Here is a 20,105-nt window from a genome sequence, read left to right as displayed (position 1 = left end):
GGTGTGAGAGGGTCGAACGAATCAAAATTCCGATTCGTTCACTCTACTCGATTTCATTTTTTTGTGGCGTGGAGGTGTAGAAAAAATAATAATCACAATGCTCTTTCTGGTAAAATAGGGAATAGGAGGGGATTATTGTTTATGGAGATGCAAACGAAAGATAATTTGAATTATACGAGTCAACTGCCAAAGTGGGCAATAAGTTGCCATATTGGGTTAATCTCTATTTTCCTTTTACTTGGAATGGGTATGTTTGTTTTAACTGTTATAGAAGTTTTAGAGACTGGGCTGGGTTTTTCAATTCTTTTATTTATGATTGGTGTTTTCTTTTTTGGACTTTCATGGTTTAGTTACAAAAATTTACGAAAATACTTAGATGTCATAGTAAAAATAAGTGTTGGTGAAAAAGGGTATGATTACTACGAGAAAGACAAGAAGAGAAGGATAGAGCATGACATTTTTCTACCTTATGAAAATATGAAATATGTTTTAATCGGAATGGACTATCGAATAGGGGCAAAGTACAAATATAGTGTTCATTATGATAGTGTGAAACTTATTCCTTTACGAATTGCAAAAATATTAATCTGTGGTGTCAGTACTCAAAATCGATTAGAGGTTTTAAGTTTTTCCCATTCGACTGAAAAATCACTTAATAAATGGCTTGATGTATTTCGAAAGCAAGGGGTACAGATTTTTCATACAGATAAAGCCTTAAGTGCGACCCCAAACAATCCAGAAGCTATTGAATTAATTCCGAAGGAGAGGTTTGAGGGAACACTTTCCTTTGTAATAGGTTCAGAAGCAGAAGGTTTGAATGATATGTTTTTAACAAAGAAACAGCAAGCATTCATTGAGGAAAAAGAGAAAAGGTCACGAAAGAATGGTATTTATTATACAACCCTCGTAGCAATCTCACAGATCATTATGATATGCTTTTGGTTTCCGCATTGGGAGATAGTAGATAGATCCTTCGGTGATAGTTCTGGAGAATATTTCGCTCTATTATTTACGATTATTTCACAGGCTATCGTCTATATTAAAATGCGGAAGATCAAATGGTATGAGCCGATAAGGGATATGATCATTATTTATATAGGTATTTTGGTTGGCATCAAGCTATCACCAGATGAACGAACGATTTTTCAATCCGCGGTTCAGGGTTATGCAATCATGGCCATCGGTGCATTTTTATTTCTATACTATGGTATAAAAATATATTCTTGGTTTCAAAGGTTAGGGAAAAAGTGAATGATTAATTCGATATAGTACTGACAAAAGAAAAGGATTTGATTTCCTTTTCTTTTTTTATGGGACGTTTCCATCGTTGAATATCCCGTTTATTAAATACCTAAAATAGAATATGGAAGAAATGAACGGTCTACACATAACAATAAAGATTTAAAGAAATAATGAAGATAAGATTACGTGCGTGTTGGCTGAATTATATAGAATTTGTGTGAAATTTTATTATAAGAATGAAATGGAGAATACCAAATGGTCCAATCAATTAATACAAAAGTCGATTTAGTTATTGATGCAACCTCGCATATGGGGATTTCTGACTATGGGAAAATCATGATTGGAGATCAAGGGTTTGAATTCTACAATAATCGTGATGCTCGTAAGTTTATTCAAATTCCTTGGATAGAAGTTGAGTATGTGATTGCTTCAGTCATGCTCAAAGGGAAATGGATCCCACGGTATGCTATCCAAACTAAGCGGAACGGGAAGTTTATCTTTTCTTCAAAAGAGCAGAAAAAAGTTTTGCGAACAATACGTGAATATGTTGATCCGAATCAGATGGTCCAATCATTAAGTTTCTTTGATGTTATCAAACGCAGTTTGAAGAGTAAACATTAAAGAGTAATCGTTTTTCATGCAAGATTCATGCATGAGTGAAAAGTATTGGTTGATATGAAGAATTAACGGGTAATCTAAACCTATATCTTCATTAAATCTACTTTTTACTCATGCTTTTTTTATTGTTTTGTTGAAACTGTAACCGCTTTGGATGGACTGAAAAATAATAAAGGGAGGCAAAAAGATGGTAGGAATTATCATTGCAAGTCACGGTGAATTTTCCAATGGTATCTTGCAATCTGGAGAGATGATCTTTGGAAAACAAGAAAACGTAAAAGCAGTTACATTGATGCCGAGCGAAGGTCCTGATGATGTAAAGGCAAAAATTAAAGAAGCAATCGCTTCCTTCGATAACAAGAACGAAGTGTTATTCTTAGTTGATCTTTGGGGTGGAACACCTTTTAATCAAGCCAACAGCTTGTTTGAAGAACACAATGACAAATGGGCAATCGTTGCTGGTATGAACTTACCGATGCTGATTGAAGCTTTTGCATCACGTTTCTCAATGAACACAGCACATGAAATTGCCGCTCATATTTTGGGCACAGCCAAAGAGGGAGTTAAAGTAAAGCCTGAACAATTAGAACCAGCAGAAGCTACTTCGGCTACAACAGCTGCAGGGCAATCAAATGCAGGTGCTCCTGGTACATTTGAATACGTGTTAGCGCGTATCGACTCTCGTTTACTTCATGGACAAGTAGCAACTGCTTGGACAAAGACGACACAGCCTACACGTATCATTGTGGTATCTGATGCAGTAGCTAAGGATGACCTACGTAAGAAATTGATCCAACAGGCTGCTCCTCCGGGTGTGAAGGCACACGTTGTTCCTGTTAATAAAATGATAGAACTTGCAAAAGATGATCAACATTTCGGAGGCCAGCGCGCGTTACTTCTGTTTGAGAACCCACAAGATGCACTAAGGGCAGTTGAAGGCGGTGTTCCACTTACGACAATCAACGTTGGTTCGATGGCACATTCACCAGGTAAAGTTCAACCAAATAAGGTATTGGCCTTTAGCCAAGCTGATATTGATACTTTTAAAAAGTTAAAAGAAGCTGGTTTGAATTTCGATGTACGGAAAGTGCCGAACGATTCAAAGGGAGACATGAACGAAATTATCAAAAAGGCTCAAGAAGAGTTAAATAAACAAAAATAAATCCAGTGAAACGGAGGATTATTAAACATGGATTTGAATGTGATTCAAATAATATTAGTTGTGATTATAGCATTTTTAGCTGGTATGGAAGGAATTTTGGATGAATTCCAATTCCACCAACCACTAGTTGCTTGTACATTAATCGGCTTAGTCACAGGAAACTTAGTACCATGTCTTATCTTAGGTGGTACCCTTCAACTGATCGCTTTAGGTTGGGCAAACATTGGAGCTGCTGTAGCACCGGATGCTGCTTTAGCCTCAGTTGCATCTGCTATTATTTTAGTTTTAGGTGGACAAGGTAAAGCTGGTGTGGCTTCAGCAATTGCAATTGCTGTTCCGCTTGCAGTTGCCGGCCTTTTATTAACAATCATCGTTCGTACACTCGCAACAGCAATTGTACACTTTATGGATGCTGCTGCCCAAGAAGGAAACATCAGAAAGGTTGAATTTTGGCAAATAGCTGCAATCTGCATGCAGGGATTACGTATTGCCATCCCAGCTGGATTAATCGTAGCTGTTGGTGCAGGTCCAGTTAGAGAATTACTCACATCTATGCCAATTTGGTTGACAGACGGTTTAGCAATTGGTGGTGGAATGGTTGTAGCTGTTGGTTATGCAATGGTTATTAACATGATGGCTACAAAAGAAGTATGGCCATTCTTCGCAATTGGTTTCGTGTTAGCGACTGTTTCACAAATCACACTTATCGGCCTTGGTGCTATCGGTGTGGCCCTTGCCCTCATCTATTTAGCGCTTTCTAAGCAAGGCGGTTCAGGTAATGGCGGAAACGGTAAGTTTGGTGATCCACTAGGCGATATTATCGATAATTACTAAGAAGGAGGAGGACACAAAAATGGCAAATGAATTAAGACTTTCAAAAAAAGATCGTATTTCTGTTTGGTGGCGTTCCACTTTCATTCAAGGTTCTTGGAACTATGAACGTATGCAAAACGGTGGCTGGGCATATACGATGATTCCCGCAATCAAAAAATTATATAAATCAAAAGAAGATCGTTCGGCTGCACTAAAACGGCATTTAGAGTTCTTTAATACTCACCCATATGTTGCTTCACCTATTATTGGTGTAACTTTAGCACTTGAAGAAGAACGTGCAAATGGTGCACCGGTAGACGACACAGCTATTCAAGGGGTTAAAGTCGGTATGATGGGGCCTTTAGCAGGTATCGGGGATCCGGTTTTCTGGTTCACGGTTAGACCAATCCTTGGTGCGTTAGGCGCTTCTCTTGCTTTGACCGGTAACATCCTTGGGCCGATAATTTTCTTCGTTTTATGGAATCTCATTCGGATGGGATTCACGTGGTATACGCAAGAATTTGGTTACAAAGCGGGCTCTAAAATTACTGACGATTTATCTGGGGGAGTACTTCAAGATATTACGAAAGGTGCATCCATACTGGGTATGTTCATCCTTGGTTCACTAGTTAACAGGTGGGTATCTGTAAAATTTGCGCCAGTTGTATCTGAAGTTGAACTTTCCAAAGGTGCTTATATCGAGTGGGACAAATTACCTGCCGGAGCCGAAGGGATTAAAACTGCTTTACAACAGCAAGCTAGTGGTCTTTCATTAGAACCTGTTAAGGTAACTACTTTACAAGCCAACTTGGATAGCTTAATCCCAGGTCTAGCTGGATTGTTGATCACACTTCTTTGTATGTGGCTGCTTAAGAGGAAGGTTTCTCCAATCGTCATGATTCTTGGGTTATTCGTGGTTGGTATCGTCTTCCACTTAATACACCTAATGTAATATTAAGAATCTTAACAACTCATACAAATAGAGAAGCACCTCCTAGTTTGATAAACTAAGGAGGTGCTATTCATATAAAAAGATCATAGGGGGCTACTATGCTTACGATTGGTTATATTGGAAATGGAAAAAGCACGAACAGATATCATTTGCCGTTCGTACTTCAAAGAGAGAATATAAAGGTAAAAACGATTTATCAAAGAAATCCTAAACATGAAAGTTGGGCAAGGATTGCAGGAGTAAATTATACTTCTGAATTAAATGAACTATTAAATGACAAGGACATTCAACTGATTGTGATTTGTACAAGACATGACAGTCATTATGAATACGCAAAATTAGTATTAGAACATAATAAGAACTGTTTGATTGAAAAGCCTTTTATGGAAACCTCAGAACAGGCAAAAGAAATATTTGCAATGGCAAGAGAGAAAGAATTAATTGTTCAGGTGTATCAAAACAGACGTTTTGATAGCGACTTTTTAACCGTTCAAAAGGTCATTGAAGAGGGGAAACTAGGGGATTTACTGGAAGTGGAAATGCATTTTGACTATTATCGCCCCGAAGTACCGGAGTCAGCTCATTCTTTTAACCCTGCTGAGTCATTTTTATATGGACATGGCTGCCATACACTTGATCAGGTCATCAGCTATTTTGGGGAGCCAGATCATATCCATTATGATGTAAGACAATTATTAGGACAAGGAAAAATGAATGATTATTTTGATTTAGATTTATATTATGGCGGGTTAAAGGTTTCTGTAAAATCCAGTTATTTTCGTCTTAAAGAAAGGCCAAGCTTTGTTGTTTACGGCAAAAAGGGATGCTTTGTTAAAGAAACCAAAGATCGTCAGGAAGAACATTTAAAGCTATTTTATATGCCTGATAACAAAGATTTTGGTATAGATACAATAAATCACTATGGTGTACTGACATATACTGATGAAGAAGGTACAATCCATGAAGAAAAAGTGAAATCCGTAAATGGCGATTATGGTAGAGTTTATGATGATTTATATGAAGTTATCATAAATGGTCATGATAAAACCATTACAGACAAACAGACACTGCTGCAAATGGAAATATTAGAAGCAGGGGTTAAAAATTTAAAGTAAAATGGATGATTTTGAGCTAAAGACTCGACAAACTTAAGTTCCGAGATCTTATCAGTAAACAACCTAAAATATTTAAATGAGAAGCTTCTCCATAGTCAATTGACTTTGGAAAAGCTTCGATTCTAAAATCAATCAAACGTTTGATTGATTTTAGAATCCTTAAAATTTTGAATAAGTAGCGTCTTCCAAACTTTTTAATTCTTCTATCCACTCGATTACATCGAGATGTTCGAAATTGGGATCAAAATCTATATCTTCTAAAATCCAATATTGTAATGTACGACAAAAAGGCAGGTAGTTACTGGAAGTTGGATTGTTATTAATATCAATCTCATATGTCCATTCCTCTTTAGCAAAATAAAGTGATTTCTTACATTCGATTAGAGTCTCATACTTGCTATTATTTTGATGGTTTATCGCCATATCAGGAATACTTCTATTTGCTAATATTAGATGACTAATAACATCCAGCTTTTTGTCTTTTGCAATTTTAAAACATAAATCTTCCCATTCTAGCCCTATCTTCATTTGATATCGAGATTTTTGAAAATTAATATTTAGTGCTTCGGAAAAGATAGAACAATAAAAATCGATACTTGATGGCACTTCATTTTTATCAATCATATAAAATTTTGATATGTCGTAAAACAATTTAAAGGCTTCCTTATCACCTAACTCAATTAATGTAAACATAGCATTGGTTTCAATTAACGCTTAAAGCGAATGGCGCGTGGATCTTCTTTTTTTACAGACATTTTAATTCCCTCTTTGTCTATTATATTCATATTTTTACAACATAAATGAAAAAAACTATTGGTGGTTTCCTCATAAAGGAGTTCTATTAATTTTGTGTAAATTTTACTCAATATTAATGTTTTTGTATATTCAGTTAGTATATAATAGCCCCAAAATAAAAGTTGGATTTTGAAAATTCATAAAATAGGAGGGAAGTTTTATGAAGAAAGAAATGCGTCCATCGGAGAAAATATTACTAAGTGGGTTTTGTTTTATATTATTATTCATGATATTTCATGATTGGCTTCCATTGGGGCCATTTAATGATGTAGAAGCTGTTTCTGGAGATCGTTCATTAGGAGAATTAGTAACTGTTACATTAATTGGGGGAGTACAGATACTATTATTTCTTGGAGCTATTGTATTTTTTAGAGGAAGAAAATATCCAATATGGATAAAAATTTGGTTAGTTATTCACCAAACATCTATTTTTACTGGAGCTTTGCTAGATTGGTGGATTCCCTATTTCTTTGGATATGGTGCAGACGAAAGAGTAGAAAGATATGAATTGATGTTCGGTGACACCCATTCATTCTTACCTGTTATGAATGGAATTGTACCTAATACAATCCATGTCCTTTTTCATGCAGCACTTTTGATGTGTATTATTTTAACCATTTATATAAGTTTCACTGATCGAAGAAGTAAAATGAAGTCTAATATGGCTGTTTCTAGCTAACTAACCATAGAGAATTTAAGGTGAAGGGGGGCTGTCTGGATAATTGGTGATAATCAACTATCCGGACAACTCTTAATGAATCACTTAGTTATGCTTAACCTCTCGAGGCTATATTTTTTATGTTAAAACATCATAAGAATAACAGACCGGTACCTGTAATTTAGGATCCTGTATAATACGGGCATCAATTTGAAATACATGTTTTAATACTTCGCACGAAATAATTTCAAGAGGGCTGCCACATTTCATCACTTGCCCCTGTTTCATTGTGATTAGATGATGAGAGAAGCGAGCGGCATGGTTGATATCATGTAAGACCATCACGATCGTACAGCCATGTTCTTCATTTAGTGTCTTTACGATATTTAATACTTCTAGCTGGTGAGCCATATCTAAATAGGTGGTTGGTTCATCTAGCAGAAGAATATCTGTTTCTTGCGCAAGTGCCATGGCAAGCCAAACACGTTGACGCTGGCCTCCGGATAATTGTGCTAAATCTCGAGCGCGAAACTCGAGGGTATTGGTAACGGTCATGGCCCATTCAATCATTTCTTTATCCTTTTTCGTTAATCGATTTACATTTTTACGATGAGGATAACGTCCATATGAGATAAGTTCTTCCACCTTTAGCTCCCCAGGTGCTGTTGGAGATTGTGATAACAAAGCGAGCTGTTTGGCTATTTCTTGAGTCGAAATAGAATCCATGTTTTGCTCTTGAATATAAATTTGCCCATCTTTTTTTTTCAGAATACGACTAATCGTTTTCAGCAATGTCGATTTACCGCATCCATTTGGACCGATAATTGTCGTGATTTTCCCAGCATCGATAGCTACATTTACACCATTTAGAATTTTAGTATTTTCATAGCCTGCTATTAAATTTTCTATTTTAAAGGCTGTACTCATCATGATCATCCTTTCGCCTTTACGAGTAAATATAAGAAATAAGGTATCCCTACAATAGAAACAACAATTCCGACTGATAATTCAGAAGGTGCAAATACCGTCTTTGCCACAAAATCAGAAAATACAAGTAATGCAGCTCCGATTAACGCCGTGATTGGCATGATAAGTTGGTGCCGAATACCAACTAATTGGCGAGCAATGTGTGGTGCCATAAGTCCGATAAATCCAATACTTCCTGATACGGAAACACAGGCACTAACTAAGCCCACACTTGAGAGAAGGAGGAGGATTTTCTCACGCTCGACGGGAATTCCTAAACTTTTGATGCTTTCCTCTTCCAGTTGAAAATAATCTAGCAAATAGGCCTTTCGATACGTATAGATTCCAAAAATAACAATCCAAGGTATCATCGTAATAATGAAAATCCAGTTAGCATTGTAAATAGAGCCAGACATCCAAAGTGCTGCTGATTCAAAATCCTGTGGGTTCATTTTAAGTGATAAATACATGGATAGGGCTCCAAATCCACTATTGATGGCTATTCCGCTCAAAATTAAACGTTGCATATCGAGGCGCCCGTGCTTATATGAAAAGATAAAAATAAGAGCTGCAGCAAGGATTCCACCAATAAAACCAAATAGAGGCATCATCAAAATGGAGACCCAACTGCTCATATCTGCACTGACAACGCGAACCTGAAAGAAAAACATAAATAGTACAATGGAACTTCCTGCACCTGCATTAATTCCTAAAATCCCTGGATCTGCTAGGCCATTTCGTGTAATTCCTTGTAGGATTACACCAGCCATCGCAAGTCCAATCCCAACTAAGGCGGCAATTATAATCCGAGGTAGTCGAAATTCAAAAATAACTAAATCAAACTTTTCATTTGGGTCAATGCGAAGGAATGTTTTAATAATATCGAGTATCGACATATCAAATACTCCATTTGTAATATGTAAGTAGCTTCCGGCTAAAAAGATTAGAATAAGAATTACAAATGTGAAGGTGAAACGCTTCATTACGCTTTTTCACCTCCACGTTTGCGAATTAGGTATAGGAAAAATGGAACTCCAATAATAGCCGTTACTACTCCGATAGGCGTCTCATATGGAAAGTTTATGTAACGACTAGTTAAATCACAAAGGGAGAGAAAGAATGCACCGATCACTGCTGAACAAGGAATAATTATTCGGTAGTCTACACCTACTAAAAAGCGTGTTACATGTGGAATGACCAACCCAACAAATGCAATTTTCCCTACTAATGCAACACTCGTTCCTGTTAAGCAAACAACTGCTAACATACTTATAATTTTGACTGTTTTTGTTTTTTGACCTAAACCAATCGCAACATCCTCCCCTAAAGAAGTTATGGTGATTGCCTTAGCGGAAATGATGGCTAAAATGAGTCCTATTAACCCAATGGGTAAAGTTAGTAATAACATATCCATGTCAACGATTTGTACTTTTGTGTTATACCAGGCACTTAGTGTTTGTGACACTTGATGGTACATCGCAATCGCCGAGGCAATACTACTGAGAAATGTCCCAATTACTGTCCCAATAATTGCTAAGCGTACAGGGGACAGGCCATTTCGTATCAGTGAACCAAAACCAAAAACAAGCCCAGCACCGATTGCTGAACCAGCCATTGAGCCGAAAATCATTTGAATATTTGAAAGTCCCGGAAAAAACACGATTGCCAGGGTTATGACAAATGCTGAACCATCGTTAACACCCATTAGGGAAGGTGATGCTAAATAGTTTCTTGTAATCCCTTGCATAATGGCACCAGCTACTGCTAAAAATGCCCCTACTAAAAGAACTGCAATTGCTCGAGGGATGCGACCAGTTCGAATGATTTGATGATCAATATTAGTTTCATTAAAATGCGCGATAGCTTCCCATACTGTCCATATACTAATATCCTTAGTTCCATAGATAATTGAGATTAACGTTATTACTGTAATCAATACAGGTGATAACGTTAAGAGATAGATTACTTGTTTATTTTTCATAACGCCCACCTATTTTCCTTATGATTATGATTTTGTTGCTTATACAATAAAGCTATGTAGAAAATAACTTTAGCGGACAAACAAGTTGTTGCCCGCTAAGTTCTACATTATGGAAGTAAGCTTTCAATCGCAGCATCTAAGAATTTCACTTTTGACCAAGCAGTACCACCTTGGGCAAGCGGGTCAATGGTATTAACAAATACTCGCTCATTTTTAGCAGCTGATAAACTTGAGAAAATAGGGTCCTTTTGTAAGTCTTCAAGTGCTGTTGGTGCTTCTGCATTTTCTGATTCTTCAAATTGAAGGAAGATAGCATCAGGGTTAACTGAAGCTAAAGTTTCCATGGTAATTTCCGCTTGAGCCTCTGCTTTCGCAATAATTTCTGGAACTTTTGCACCTAAATCCTCATATAAAACAGGGTTTAAGTATACACTTGATGGATAAATGTACATGAGTCCACCACGAACACGAATGATTAATACGTTATCATCAGCTAATTGTTCTTTGGCTTGCGCTTTTCCTTCTTCTGCCTTCGCCTCATAGTCAGAAATGATTTTTTCTGCTAAGTCTTCCTTCCCTGCAATTTGGGAGAGGGCAAGTAGATTATCTTTCCAATTTGTTGAAATGTGTGAGTAAGGCAATGTTGTCTGAATTTTATTCATCTCCGCCATTACGTCCTCACCCCATTTAGAAGTGCCAACGATAACATCTGGATCGAGTGTTAATATGGCCTCAGCATTTGGTGATCTTTTGTCACCGATGAGTGATGCTCCTGCTAAATCATCTGATAAGTATGCTGGAATTGCACCTGCAATTTCAAGAACTCCAGCCGGCTTAATTCCAAGGACAGCTGCGTCTTCCATAGATTCTAAGCTTGCCGTAACAATGCTATCTACTTGGCCAGGAATCGTATAATCTGTTCCTAAATAGGAAATCGTTTGGGTAGTTTCTTCTTTGACCTCAGCGGAAGCTTTCTCCGTCTCAGTATTTTTTACTGGAGTTTTTGCTTCTTCAGTTTCCCCGCAGCCTGCTAAAGCCAAAGTCAGAAATGCTGCAGCTCCGAATATCCAACGTTTTTTCATATAGTACACACTCCTAAAATGATATTTGAATTTTTGTAATTGATATTGATTCTCATTTACTTTTAAGATTCTAACAAAGCTATGGTTGAAAAGGAATGGACTAATTTATTTTAAAATATGGACTTTTGCCGAAAATTTTGAAAAGTAGACGTTGGTAGCCTACTGATTAATAAAAATGGAGTTTTCCTCGATATATTTTCTGTATTTTGAAGGGGACATCCCAACATGTTTTTTAAAAACTCTACTGAAATAAAAACTATCTTGATAGCCAGTCATCTCGGCTACTTCAGCTATAGAATAATGACCCAACCTTAACAATTCACGTGCATTGTGTATACGATATTCTGTTAAATATTGAATTGGACTAAGACCAATGTGCTGTTCAAATAACTCAGAAAAACGACGCCTCTCTATTCTCAACCTTTCTGCAAGTTCTCCAATTGAAAAATCCTTTGCATAATTTTCTTGAATAAAAGCAATTGCTTTAGGAATGATGGATGAATTTTTTTCTTCTACATGTTTTTTTGCCTGCTCTAAAATTTCCTTTACTAAGTTTAAGAATATTACTTTTACCTGAAATGTTGCGAAGCTCCCCGGTTCTGAAGAAAATTTAATTAGTTGATAGACAAAATCTTTTATTTTGACCATCTGCTTTATATTGATAGAAAAGTCCTTATTCTTTAAATTAAATGGTGCATTATGTAGTGTCTTATAATGAATAACCACATACTCCCAAGGTTTATCTCCAATTGTTTCAATCTCAAGATTCATTTGAGACCCTGCATGGACAATCATGTTTTCTTGCATTTTATAAGTAGTCTCATTGAATGAGAAATTTGCTTTTCCGGATAAGGGTATAACAATCCCCGATACCCCGTATGCAGTAGTTCGATTCCCATCCCTTTGTTGGGGTAAAATTTGATTCGTAATAATATTCACGTATTCGAATGAAGACTTCGCAAAATAGTCGATAATTTGGTTTACGGTATAATTCATACAACTCTCCTATATTGACTCTTTAATTGATAATGATTATCATTTGGATTATACCATGAATTATAGGAGGAATATAGGTGTCATATGTCATTCATTCAAACTACACAAATTATAAATATACAGTGGATGTATATATTCCGGAAGGTGAAAGCCCGAAGGAGGGTTTTCCGGTCATCTATGTGTTAGATGGCTTATCTTATTTTGAATTTGCAAAGAAAACTGTCGAAGTGCAATCTAAGAATGCTGTAAAAACAAAAGTGAACCCAGCCATTGTAGTCGGTATAAATCATGAGAAAGATACGATGCGTTCGCGGAGATTTTATGATTATACAGCACCAGCTATTCAATATGCATATCCAATGCGTATGAAGGGGAAAGAGCCAGAAGCTGTTGGAGGTGCAGAAGATTTTCATTTATTTATTGAGAATGAGCTAAAACCGATTATTCATCGTGACTTCTCAGTAAATACGAACAATGAAACATTATTTGGTCACTCTTTAGGGGGCTATTATGCTCTATGGAGCTTATTCAAGTATACAAACAGTTTTGCAAATTATATCGCGTTAAGTCCGTCAATTTGGTGGAATGATCATGAGTTAGTTCGTTATGCTGAAGCATTTATTATGAATGAGGGTACATGTAATTGTCTGTATATAGCGGTGGGCGAGCTTGAGGGATTTATGGTCAATGATGGGCAACAAATGTTTAAATATCTTTCTGAACATGGTTTAAATGTCTCATTTTATGAAGCATTAGAAGAAAACCATGCTTCAGTTGTTCCGTCGGTTATTAGCCGTGCATTCCGTTATTTGAATCAAAATAATAGGTAATGTTCCTGTCCTTTTACTCAGGCTAACATGGAACAACTCTGACAAAAAGCAGTGAATAGGAAATTAGCCTTATTATCGAGTATCCAATTGAGGCAAATATTGGCATCGACAAGAAACGACAAGTATTTTATACTAAACTAGTAATAAATAACCATGAGTTTAGTACTATTTTTCTAAAATTGAAAAAGGCAAACTTATCGAAAGGTAAGGACGCAAAGCTACGAGTCTAAAATCCCTTAGGATAATGATAGTCGGGTTGCCAGGAATAATAATAATTGATTATTTGGCTATCTCTATCTACATTCGGGATAGCTTTTTTTATTTGACTCAACTTCAATCCGTGCAAATATCAACTATGAAAAATAGTAGATTATAGAAATAAGGGAGATAAGAGATGATAGTTGTAGATAAAAAGAAATATAAAATGGCAATTAATGAAACTGCGAAGGAAGTACATGTACAGGTACGTGGATTAATGAGAGAGGAGGATGCTGAAGGGTATATGATTGATCTGCAGGATACGATTAATAAAGTATCAAGACGAGATTATACGTTTGTTGTAGATGGGACCCATCAAACGCCAGTTCCTTCAAAAGTTGTACCGCAGTTGGAGCAAACGATGCAATTTTATTCTACCTTAGGTTTTAAGGATACACTTGTAATCAAACCTTCATCAAAAATAGCTCAAGTGCAAATTAGGAACGCACTCGAAAGAATTGAGTTCACTGGCACATTTATCGATAGAGTACCTCATTCTATGTAATAGTAGATCCCAATTATAAGGGGATTTTACGATGTTATTTGAAAGGAAGTCATGAAGTGCAAACAACACTAGATTTATACACCTATGAAATTATTACAAAGCAACAATTAGATTTAATACAGAAAGCAGCAGATTGTCTAGCGCGTTCATTTATTGGAGTGGATGTTTCAGGGAAATGGGTTCAGGAACCGATGGTAGGTCAATTAAATATTGGTTATGAAGATTTTTATAAGTTTACGAAGGATTATTTAGAGTCAACAATCGAGCAAGGTTACTGTGCAGTCGCTCAAGATCGTAATCATAATGTTGTTGGTGTACTTGCTGGAGATACAAATGCACCTGAGATTATCGGAGAAGATATATTTGAAGGATCTTTTTATGATATGAATGTAATTCTGCGTGTTCTGGAAGATGTAGATAAACGTTTCATGGAAGATTATAAAAAACGAAACGGAAAAGAAATCAAAGATGGAGAGTTATTGCATCTATTCATGCTAGGAGTGACAGCTGAACATAACCGTCACGAAATTATTCAGCAATTAGGAAATAGTTTGATAACAAAGGCATCTTCACAAGGATTGAAGGCTGTTTTAGGTGAAGCGACCAACCCGAAGTCAATACGCGTAATGGAAAAATATCATAATATGAAAAAATATAAGGATGTAGAAGGAAATTATATTGTTCATAAATATCAGGATAATAGTAAGTTGAGTGGTATTCCTTCAAATATAGCAGACGGGACATATATTCTAATAAAAGACCTTTAAAATTTACATAATAGGTCTAAAACAATTATTAATAGAAGTAGGGGATTTATTTATCATGGAAGCTATTATGCTTGGTAGTATTATAATCTTATTGGGGACATCAGTGTATTTTGCTTACCGATATTTTACACTGAAACATCATCCTCATATAAATAAAGAAATAATAAATGGAATGAAAGAAATATCAGCAGGTAATATCACTAGCAAAGTTGATGAAAGAAGTTCTGATCATTCGGTATTTAATCAACTAATTGAGTTTTTTAATCGTGTAAGGGAAAAGTTCCTCTTATTTGCAAAAAGTGTACATGAAATAGGAGGGAATCTCGCTGAAAGTGGTGAATACGCTTCAGAGAAAGCTGATATTGTAAGAGCGGCAATAGACGAGGTGGGTAGGGGTTTACAGAAGCAATTAGTAGCTACTGAAGAAAGCTCTGTTTCAATGGAAGATATGTCACAGGCTATCGAAGAACTATCTGTGAGATCGAATCAAATTTCGGATCAATCGAATACTACCTTAGAATTAACGGAAGAAGGAAATGAGAAACTAAAAGACTCATTGGAAAAAATGGAGAGGTTTAATCAGACGGTAAATACAACATTTGATGCTATAAATAAGCTTGGAGAAAAATCTCACGAAATTGGGACTATTGTAAAAGTGATTACGGGGATATCAGAACAAATTAATTTATTAGCATTGAATGCAGCAATAGAAGCAGCACGTGCTGGTGAACATGGTAAGGGATTTGCGGTCGTAGCTGATGAGGTTCGAAAATTGGCCGAGCAATCGCGCCAGTCTTCTTCTGAAGTATCAAATATTGTAAAGAATATTCAAGAAGAAACTGAAATTGTAGTAAAATCAATGAAACAGGGAACAGAGGAATTTACAGATACAAATACGACCATAGTAGAGGTAGGAAACATGTTCGAACAGATTCTAGCTACTACCAAGATCATAGCTGAAAATAATGCAAATTCTTCTGCAAGTACAGAAGAATTATCTTCTAGTTCTCAGGTGATTATGTCAACAATTAAAGAGATAGCCTTTATCTCTCGGGAATCTGTTGAAATGTTTGAGGAACTAGTGGGAATAAGTGATGACCAACTAAATACAATGCAAGAACTCATTCAGGAAGCAAAAAATCTCGTGGAATTAAAAAATAGTGTAGACAAGTTATTATTTGTATCAAATCAATAAAAGAAATAATCGTACTCATTGAGTAGATTAATGTTATAGTTAGAAAGTATATTTTACAAGTAAGTAGGTGAACAGCATGATTGAAGTAAAAACATCTTCACTAAGTGATGGAGAATTTAACAGAGGGGTATTTGCTACATGTGATATCAAAAAGGGAACGATGCTACATGAGGCTCCCGTTATTGCATATCCAAACGACCAACATCAATATATTGAGCAAACTTTACTAGCCGATTACGCTTTTGAGTATGGAGTGAATCATTCCGCAATCCTTCTCGGTTACGGGATGTTATTCAATCATTCATATAATCCTAATGCGACTTATGAGATTAGTTTTGAAAAACATACGTTTGACTTCTATGCTTTTACAGATATAAAAGCCGGCGAAGAAATTCTGATTAATTATAATGGTGACGTGGATGACAAAGAACTGCTGTGGTTTGATCAGGAAAAAGAATGATTACAAAAAGAACATATTAGTAGTGAAGGTCTTTCATCAGTTGATTAACTTTATTCAGCAGAAGTCTCCCACTTCTAAAAGTGGTGAGATAAATGCAAATCAGTTTGCAATTCAGTTCGGGTTCAAACCCCGACTGAATAAAGTTAAAGCCTCCGGCGGATGCCTCAGATTTTTAAAGGAAGCTTTTCGAGCAAGCTCGAAAAAATCTGGGCTCAAATACGCCAAGGCGCATTTGATACTGTTGGGAGACCTTTTCTATTATATTGGTCATAGGAAAATTAGTTATTGTGTGAATGCTGCATGAGTGAGTGGCTGAATAGGGTAGGTAATTGTTGGTAACATTAAATGTAGATATCAACCCTAAGGAGAAGATAACCAATGCCACATCAGAAGTTCCAGTCAGCTAACATAAAACCGCGTTATTCCAAAGGGCAGATATCCGTATTTGGGATTAACTCGGTATATCCCCGTCCCCCTTGGATTGCAGCCTGGTGGTCAGCTGCCTTTCCAGGGTTTGGGCACATGTTTATCGGTAAGTATCTACATGGTTTTGTCTTAATTATCTGGGAGCTGGTTGTGAACAGTATGTCCAATCTCAACATGGGGATTGCCCTATCCTTTCAAGGTAGTTTTGAAGAGGCAACAGCATCATTAAATCAGGAGTGGGCTTTACTTTATGTGGCTGTGTATATTTACAGCATTTGGGATAGTTACCGATGTGCGGTTGAGATTAGTAAAAATCATAGTCTGTCCGAAATTGAAGATGCACCTGTCACACCTTCTGATGTTAACTTTTTTGATGTTGTTTCTCTCGACAAGAAACATCCGTGGGTGGGTATGCTCTGGTCAGCTTTTACTCCTGGATTGGGACAATTATATAGTGGAAGTACGGTTGTTGGCACTTTTGTTTTGGCTTGGTGGATATTTGTTTGCTATAAGGCAATGGCCATTCGTACCTGGCTCTATTCATTTCTTGGGGATTTTAGTAGTGTAACCGCAATTGTGGACTGGCAATGGTTTCTTTTTTTTGCCTTCCATGTACGCTTTTGCAATCTATCAGGCGTATGCATCAGTGAATGAAAATAATATTTTATATGATATTGAGCAAATAAGGTACCTTAGAGTGAGGGCAGCAAATATGGGACAGCTAAACACAATCGAAAACAATACAGTACAAGTGATCGCCACATTTGACCATTCGCCATTTGTGGAGATGGTTATCCATGATATAGAGAAATTGGGAGTGCTACCGCAGAATATCGTTGCATTACCACTTGAGAATCTTGATTCTGGGGCACATATCATTGACACAATTCATCGGGCAGACGGAAGAAGTGTACTGGACGGTGCCATGATGGGTGCAACTATTTTTGCGGTTCTAGGAGCAATTTATGGATTCGTATTGTACTGGGGACCAATCATTTGGGGCTTGATTGGCTTAGCGGGCGGTTTTATCCTGGGCTTGATAATCGAATTAGCGCTTAGTAAGAAGAAATTAAAAGTCTTTGCTAGTCGTAAAAGCGAGGTCATTATAGAGGTAATGTGCGATTCATCCCTAAAGAACCAACTAATTAAAGTGCTTAAATCACGGAAGGCAAATGGGTATGTTGTAATACCTCAACGATTAACATCTACTACATAATTTACTGATCTACGATATTTTGTGAAACTCGGCTATTCATATAGGTAGCATGATGTTAGTCCCACAGTAAGGCGATACTATACCGTGGGACTGAATATACCTTATCTTTACATTTAGTTAATTAGTTCCCATACATCGCTAGTGCCTGGCTTTTCGCCAAGTGTCCACCATTTTGCTTTGTATGTTTTACCGTTGTATGTGACACTATCTCCGCGTGTATATGTGCTTGTTTTGCTCCACGCTTCTATTGGTGCTGGGGTCCCAGCAATCGCTCCTTTTTTCCAAGCATCGCTTGAGCTAGGCTTTTCACCGAGTGTCCACCATTTTGCTGTATAGATATTACCATTAAAGAGAACTTGTTGACCGGCTGTATATACTTTTTTCTGATCCCAATCTGACATAATGTTATAGATTGGGGATTTTGGTGTAGTTCCATTTTTAAATTCATTGTTAATTGTTGATAACAACGTGAATTGACGATCTGATGATAGTTCCCAAATCATTGCTCCTCCAAGACCGAGGTTTTCAATATAGGCAACTTTGGCAGCAATTGACTCAGCATCATCGTAAGTAACGAATTGCTTTGTAGTCTCATTGAATAGGTAAGGTACTTGTGCTGCATTATTCCAATAGCGCTTATAGCCATTTTTGTTGACGTAATTTGCTATGATATCATCATATTCTAATGCACCTGCTTCCCATGTACCCGTACCTGCACCTTGGCAGTTTAAATAACCGCCGTTATTTGGATTACCTTCACAGCCCGCCCATGATTTTCCGTAGAAAGGAAGTCCCATTACTAGTTTTTTAGCAGGTACACCATGATCTAAGTGTCCTCTTATAGCAGTTGCTACATCTGCCCCTACGTTAATAACCCCTGCGTTTGCTGCTTGATTATCTCCGAATAATGGTGCGTTATGACCACTAGTAGACTGCCATACGCCACTGAAGTCGTAAGTCATAATGTTGATGAAATCAACTACTTGAGCAATTTTATCTAATTCATTATTGGTAAGATAGGCTTGACTTGCAGCAGAAGCGATGGTTAATAGATATTCTTTACCATCCTCTTTTTCAGCTTTATCTAATGCATTTCTAATATCCTGTAGAAGCAGCGTGTGATTTTGCTTATCCTCTGGTCGATAACTGTTCTCGTCCATGCCCCCTGCTACTGGATATTCCCAATCAATATCAATTCCATCCATTTTGAAGTTACGAACAAAATCTACTGCAGAGTTTGCAAAGTTTTGTCTCAATTGTGGATCTGCCGCAACATCAGAGAAGCGGTTTGACCATGACCAGCCGCCCACTGAAATCAATGTTTTGAGATGTGGATTATCCACTTTTAATTGTGCTAGTTTACCAAGGTTGCCGTAAATCCCATTAACCCCACCGTCGAAGCTGCCTCCAAAGCTACTTTGTGCATCAATCCATGGGTCGCCGAGTACGACAGATCCGTCAGGAATATCTTCTGGGGCTGTCCCATCGCCCTTATCACATGCTGCTGATGCGGGATTACCATGTATGCCATCAAAACAAATATCCGCGAAGGCATAGTTAATATGTGTCACTTTTGTTGGATCCATATCTTCAACCTGGAAGTCCCTTCCGTAAGACCCCCAGGCAATAAAGTACCCAACGACCTTATAGTCATCATCAGTGGCCGCCTCTGCCTTCGCAGGTGATAAAGCCGGAAGTAAAGATAAAATTAAGAGCATGCATAGTGTGATAAGAAAAGCTCTTTTACGAATTACGTATGTCATTCTCATCAATTATTCCTCCTAGATTAATAGTAAATAAATTGATATTACCTTTCACATACAAGAGAGCATTTACAATGATAAGTTATGAGTGGTGCATGACTTGTTATTGTTCAAGTTAATAGAATAATAGTAAGCACTTAATCTAGCGTTTATGTATTCTCGTATTTTTCACTCGTAACTATTCTAGTTGCGACCTTACATTAAAAAACTTATAATCCCATCCGTCTACCCCCTCCTAAAATAATTTATGTAGAAAAATCAATTCATGTAATCTACATTGTATTCACAATAAGAGACATTAAAAT

At 36.9% G+C, this 20,105-nt stretch carries 21 protein-coding genes and 1 riboswitch; of the genes, 14 read left to right on the top strand and 7 right to left on the bottom strand.

Features of this window, described 5'->3' with window-relative positions; all coding sequences use genetic code 11:
• Positions 1-141: 141 nt before the first annotated feature.
• The 6 genes from MJG50_RS19405 (at position 142) to MJG50_RS19380 (ending at position 5,902) form a co-directional block, all read left to right on the top strand.
• Positions 142-1,251 (top strand): hypothetical protein, encoded by a 1,110-nt coding sequence (locus MJG50_RS19405; RefSeq protein WP_240257428.1) that lies wholly within the window; start codon positions 142-144, stop codon positions 1,249-1,251.
• Between the two features lie 246 nt (positions 1,252-1,497).
• On the top strand, positions 1,498-1,863 hold the full coding sequence (locus MJG50_RS19400) for a DUF956 family protein (RefSeq protein WP_240257427.1): 366 nt from the start codon (positions 1,498-1,500) through the stop codon (positions 1,861-1,863).
• A gap of 184 nt (positions 1,864-2,047) precedes the next feature.
• Positions 2,048-3,022, top strand: a complete 975-nt coding sequence (locus MJG50_RS19395; RefSeq protein ID WP_240257426.1) for a mannose/fructose/sorbose PTS transporter subunit IIA — start codon at positions 2,048-2,050, stop codon at positions 3,020-3,022.
• Positions 3,023-3,049: 27 nt separating this feature from the next.
• Positions 3,050-3,856 carry a PTS mannose/fructose/sorbose transporter subunit IIC gene (locus MJG50_RS19390; RefSeq protein WP_240257425.1) on the top strand — a complete coding sequence of 269 codons (807 nt, stop codon included), beginning with the start codon at positions 3,050-3,052 and terminating at the stop codon, positions 3,854-3,856.
• A 19-nt stretch (positions 3,857-3,875) separates the two neighbouring features.
• The gene (locus MJG50_RS19385) at positions 3,876-4,787 is read left to right on the top strand and encodes a PTS system mannose/fructose/sorbose family transporter subunit IID (protein ID WP_240257424.1); all 912 of its coding nucleotides are present in this window, start codon (positions 3,876-3,878) and stop codon (positions 4,785-4,787) included.
• Positions 4,788-4,885: 98 nt separating this feature from the next.
• The gene (locus MJG50_RS19380; RefSeq protein WP_240257423.1) at positions 4,886-5,902 is read left to right on the top strand and encodes an oxidoreductase; all 1,017 of its coding nucleotides are present in this window, start codon (positions 4,886-4,888) and stop codon (positions 5,900-5,902) included.
• Between the two features lie 159 nt (positions 5,903-6,061).
• Here MJG50_RS19380 and MJG50_RS19375 read toward each other — a convergent pair whose 3' ends face one another.
• Positions 6,062-6,526: a hypothetical protein gene (locus MJG50_RS19375; protein WP_240257422.1), complete on the bottom strand. Its 465-nt coding sequence runs from the start codon at positions 6,524-6,526 to the stop codon at positions 6,062-6,064.
• A gap of 331 nt (positions 6,527-6,857) precedes the next feature.
• On the opposite strand from MJG50_RS19375, the gene MJG50_RS19370 reads away from it, so the two are divergent.
• Entirely contained in the window at positions 6,858-7,376 is a 519-nt protein-coding gene (locus MJG50_RS19370) for a hypothetical protein (protein ID WP_240257421.1), read from the top strand.
• 117 nt (positions 7,377-7,493) lie between these two features.
• Here the strand turns inward: MJG50_RS19370 and MJG50_RS19365 are convergent, their stop codons facing one another.
• From MJG50_RS19365 to MJG50_RS19345, 5 genes are all read right to left on the bottom strand, one after another.
• Positions 7,494-8,282 (bottom strand): ABC transporter ATP-binding protein, encoded by a 789-nt coding sequence (locus MJG50_RS19365; RefSeq protein WP_240257429.1) that lies wholly within the window; start codon positions 8,280-8,282, stop codon positions 7,494-7,496.
• A gap of 5 nt (positions 8,283-8,287) precedes the next feature.
• Positions 8,288-9,304: a FecCD family ABC transporter permease gene (locus tag MJG50_RS19360; protein WP_240257420.1), complete on the bottom strand. Its 1,017-nt coding sequence runs from the start codon at positions 9,302-9,304 to the stop codon at positions 8,288-8,290.
• Positions 9,304-10,302 carry a FecCD family ABC transporter permease gene (locus MJG50_RS19355; RefSeq protein WP_240257419.1) on the bottom strand — a complete coding sequence of 333 codons (999 nt, stop codon included), beginning with the start codon at positions 10,300-10,302 and terminating at the stop codon, positions 9,304-9,306. The genes MJG50_RS19360 and MJG50_RS19355 overlap by 1 nt, the downstream gene beginning before the upstream one ends.
• Positions 10,303-10,409: 107 nt before the next feature.
• Positions 10,410-11,384 carry an ABC transporter substrate-binding protein gene (locus tag MJG50_RS19350; protein ID WP_240257418.1) on the bottom strand — a complete coding sequence of 325 codons (975 nt, stop codon included), beginning with the start codon at positions 11,382-11,384 and terminating at the stop codon, positions 10,410-10,412.
• Between the two features lie 159 nt (positions 11,385-11,543).
• Positions 11,544-12,380: a helix-turn-helix domain-containing protein gene (locus MJG50_RS19345; RefSeq protein ID WP_240257417.1), complete on the bottom strand. Its 837-nt coding sequence runs from the start codon at positions 12,378-12,380 to the stop codon at positions 11,544-11,546.
• 77 nt (positions 12,381-12,457) lie between these two features.
• Here MJG50_RS19345 and MJG50_RS19340 point away from each other — a divergent pair, with 77 nt between their 5' ends.
• The 7 genes from MJG50_RS19340 (at position 12,458) to MJG50_RS19310 (ending at position 18,037) form a co-directional block, all read left to right on the top strand.
• A complete protein-coding gene (locus MJG50_RS19340) occupies positions 12,458-13,210 on the top strand; it encodes an alpha/beta hydrolase (RefSeq protein ID WP_240257416.1) in 753 nt (250 codons plus the stop codon).
• A 177-nt stretch (positions 13,211-13,387) separates the two neighbouring features.
• A riboswitch (cyclic di-GMP riboswitch) is annotated at positions 13,388-13,474 on the top strand.
• A 130-nt stretch (positions 13,475-13,604) separates the two neighbouring features.
• Complete coding sequence (locus MJG50_RS19335) at positions 13,605-13,973, top strand: hypothetical protein (protein ID WP_240257415.1); 369 nt, start codon at positions 13,605-13,607, stop codon at positions 13,971-13,973.
• A gap of 56 nt (positions 13,974-14,029) precedes the next feature.
• Positions 14,030-14,740, top strand: a complete 711-nt coding sequence (locus MJG50_RS19330; RefSeq protein WP_240257414.1) for a hypothetical protein — start codon at positions 14,030-14,032, stop codon at positions 14,738-14,740.
• A gap of 55 nt (positions 14,741-14,795) precedes the next feature.
• The gene (locus tag MJG50_RS19325) at positions 14,796-15,935 is read left to right on the top strand and encodes a methyl-accepting chemotaxis protein (protein ID WP_240257413.1); all 1,140 of its coding nucleotides are present in this window, start codon (positions 14,796-14,798) and stop codon (positions 15,933-15,935) included.
• A 76-nt stretch (positions 15,936-16,011) separates the two neighbouring features.
• Positions 16,012-16,395, top strand: a complete 384-nt coding sequence (locus tag MJG50_RS19320; RefSeq protein ID WP_240257412.1) for an SET domain-containing protein — start codon at positions 16,012-16,014, stop codon at positions 16,393-16,395.
• Between the two features lie 378 nt (positions 16,396-16,773).
• Complete coding sequence (locus tag MJG50_RS19315; protein WP_240257411.1) at positions 16,774-17,475, top strand: hypothetical protein; 702 nt, start codon at positions 16,774-16,776, stop codon at positions 17,473-17,475.
• Complete coding sequence (locus MJG50_RS19310) at positions 17,432-18,037, top strand: hypothetical protein (protein WP_240257410.1); 606 nt, start codon at positions 17,432-17,434, stop codon at positions 18,035-18,037. The genes MJG50_RS19315 and MJG50_RS19310 overlap by 44 nt, the downstream gene beginning before the upstream one ends.
• 113 nt (positions 18,038-18,150) lie before the next feature.
• Here MJG50_RS19310 and MJG50_RS19305 read toward each other — a convergent pair whose 3' ends face one another.
• The gene (locus MJG50_RS19305; protein ID WP_240257409.1) at positions 18,151-19,806 is read right to left on the bottom strand and encodes a glycosyl hydrolase family 18 protein; all 1,656 of its coding nucleotides are present in this window, start codon (positions 19,804-19,806) and stop codon (positions 18,151-18,153) included.
• Between the last annotated feature and the right edge of the window lie 299 nt (positions 19,807-20,105).

Source organism: Fredinandcohnia quinoae, from assembly GCF_022427965.1.
Taxonomy (GTDB): Bacteria; Bacillota; Bacilli; order Bacillales; family Bacillaceae_L; genus Ferdinandcohnia; species Ferdinandcohnia quinoae.
Note: the sequence above shows the minus strand (reverse complement) of the source record. Positions and strands in the feature narration are given on the sequence as shown.

What these genes read in the sequence shown, in the direction of transcription:
- MJG50_RS19405 (WP_240257428.1), top strand. Translation starts at nt 142, where the DNA reads ATGGAGATGCAAACGAAAGATAATTTGAATTATACGAGTCAACTGCCA.
- MJG50_RS19400 (WP_240257427.1), top strand. Translation starts at nt 1,498, where the DNA reads ATGGTCCAATCAATTAATACAAAAGTCGATTTAGTTATTGATGCAACC.
- MJG50_RS19395 (WP_240257426.1), top strand. Translation starts at nt 2,048, where the DNA reads ATGGTAGGAATTATCATTGCAAGTCACGGTGAATTTTCCAATGGTATC.
- MJG50_RS19390 (WP_240257425.1), top strand. Translation starts at nt 3,050, where the DNA reads ATGGATTTGAATGTGATTCAAATAATATTAGTTGTGATTATAGCATTT.
- MJG50_RS19385 (WP_240257424.1), top strand. Translation starts at nt 3,876, where the DNA reads ATGGCAAATGAATTAAGACTTTCAAAAAAAGATCGTATTTCTGTTTGG.
- MJG50_RS19380 (WP_240257423.1), top strand. Translation starts at nt 4,886, where the DNA reads ATGCTTACGATTGGTTATATTGGAAATGGAAAAAGCACGAACAGATAT.
- MJG50_RS19375 (WP_240257422.1), bottom strand. Translation starts at nt 6,526, where the DNA reads ATGATTGATAAAAATGAAGTGCCATCAAGTATCGATTTTTATTGTTCT.
- MJG50_RS19370 (WP_240257421.1), top strand. Translation starts at nt 6,858, where the DNA reads ATGAAGAAAGAAATGCGTCCATCGGAGAAAATATTACTAAGTGGGTTT.
- MJG50_RS19365 (WP_240257429.1), bottom strand. Translation starts at nt 8,282, where the DNA reads ATGAGTACAGCCTTTAAAATAGAAAATTTAATAGCAGGCTATGAAAAT.
- MJG50_RS19360 (WP_240257420.1), bottom strand. Translation starts at nt 9,304, where the DNA reads ATGAAGCGTTTCACCTTCACATTTGTAATTCTTATTCTAATCTTTTTA.
- MJG50_RS19355 (WP_240257419.1), bottom strand. Translation starts at nt 10,302, where the DNA reads ATGAAAAATAAACAAGTAATCTATCTCTTAACGTTATCACCTGTATTG.
- MJG50_RS19350 (WP_240257418.1), bottom strand. Translation starts at nt 11,384, where the DNA reads ATGAAAAAACGTTGGATATTCGGAGCTGCAGCATTTCTGACTTTGGCT.
- MJG50_RS19345 (WP_240257417.1), bottom strand. Translation starts at nt 12,380, where the DNA reads ATGAATTATACCGTAAACCAAATTATCGACTATTTTGCGAAGTCTTCA.
- MJG50_RS19335 (WP_240257415.1), top strand. Translation starts at nt 13,605, where the DNA reads ATGATAGTTGTAGATAAAAAGAAATATAAAATGGCAATTAATGAAACT.
- MJG50_RS19325 (WP_240257413.1), top strand. Translation starts at nt 14,796, where the DNA reads ATGGAAGCTATTATGCTTGGTAGTATTATAATCTTATTGGGGACATCA.
- MJG50_RS19320 (WP_240257412.1), top strand. Translation starts at nt 16,012, where the DNA reads ATGATTGAAGTAAAAACATCTTCACTAAGTGATGGAGAATTTAACAGA.
- MJG50_RS19315 (WP_240257411.1), top strand. Translation starts at nt 16,774, where the DNA reads ATGCCACATCAGAAGTTCCAGTCAGCTAACATAAAACCGCGTTATTCC.
- MJG50_RS19310 (WP_240257410.1), top strand. Translation starts at nt 17,432, where the DNA reads ATGTACGCTTTTGCAATCTATCAGGCGTATGCATCAGTGAATGAAAAT.
- MJG50_RS19305 (WP_240257409.1), bottom strand. Translation starts at nt 19,806, where the DNA reads ATGAGAATGACATACGTAATTCGTAAAAGAGCTTTTCTTATCACACTA.